The organism is Mesorhizobium sp. M7A.F.Ca.AU.002.02.1.1, assembly GCF_003998535.1.
GTDB lineage: Bacteria > Pseudomonadota > Alphaproteobacteria > Rhizobiales > Rhizobiaceae > Mesorhizobium > Mesorhizobium ciceri.
Window position 1 is genome coordinate 1 of sequence record NZ_RZPB01001252.1, and the last position, 1,062, is coordinate 1,062.

The following is a 1,062-nucleotide window of genomic DNA, read 5'->3' on the forward strand; positions in this document are numbered from 1 at the left end:
CGGGTCAAGGATCAGAAAAGTCGAGGTGCTCATCCCCGCCGGCATCGCGAAGACGACGACGAAGGAAGTGACCAGCATCGCCCAGACATAGAGCGGGATCTTGTCCAGCGACATGCCGGGGGCTCGCTGCTTGAAGACCGTGACGATGGTCGCCACCGCGACGGCCAGTGACGACACTTCGGTATAGGTGATCATCTGCGCCCAGACGTCAGCCCGCTTGCCCGGTGCGAATTCGGGGCCGGACAGCGGTACGTAGGCGAACCAGCCCACATCAGGGGCCATGTTGAGGGCGAAGGACACCCAGGCGAAAGCGCCGCCCGAGACGTAGACCCAGTAGCTGAACGCGTTCAGGCGCGGAAACGCGATGTTGCGGGTGCCGACCATCAGCGGCACCAGGTAGATCCCGGTCGCCTGCATGATGGGCACGGCGAACAGAAACATCATCGTAACGCCATGCATGGTGAACAGCTGATTGTAGAGGTCGGGCCCGATCAGCCCGCGTTGCGGTCCAGAAAGCTGGATGCGCATGACGACAGCGTTGAGGCCGCCAAGACCAAGGAACACGAAAGCGGTGATCAAATAGCGTCGTGCGATCACCTTGTGATCGACGCTCGACAAGGCTCCGACGATGCCGGATGGCGTCCGCCAGGTGCGCTCGAGCCAGCGATGCAGGCCGGCATCATCCATGCCGGTGTCGCGCGGTCCGTCATGCTCGGGCGCGATGTCGCCTTTTGCAGATACCTTGCGCTCCGGCGGCAGGTCGCGTTGGCTTGTGAGATCCGCGCTGCTCATTTCAGACCCTCGAGATAGGCGACCACGGCATTGAGCTCATCGCCGCTGAGCTCCACCACCGGCATGTGGGAGCCGGGCTTGATGCCTTGCGGGTCGGCTATCCAGGCGGCGAGATTGCCGCGGCTCATCGTCAAGGTCCCGGCAGCGAGCGTCTGCCGGCTGGCTATGTGGGTGAGATCGGGAGCCACCGTTCCGCCGGCCGGCGTCCCCCCGATCCTGTGACACATCACGCAGGGGCGTTTGAGGAACAGGTCCGCACCGACCTTGGCT

The 1,062-nt window shown here is 63.8% G+C and carries 2 protein-coding genes; both read right to left on the reverse strand.

Annotated features, from left to right (window positions below; genetic code table 11):
* On the reverse strand, positions 1-792 hold a 792-nt coding region (locus EN879_RS36905; protein WP_206521099.1), incomplete at its 3' end, for a cbb3-type cytochrome c oxidase subunit I.
* Positions 789-1,062, reverse strand: a 274-nt coding sequence (locus EN879_RS36910; protein WP_164774890.1) for a cytochrome c, incomplete at its 5' end; no start/stop codon positions are given. The genes EN879_RS36905 and EN879_RS36910, both read right to left, overlap by 4 nt.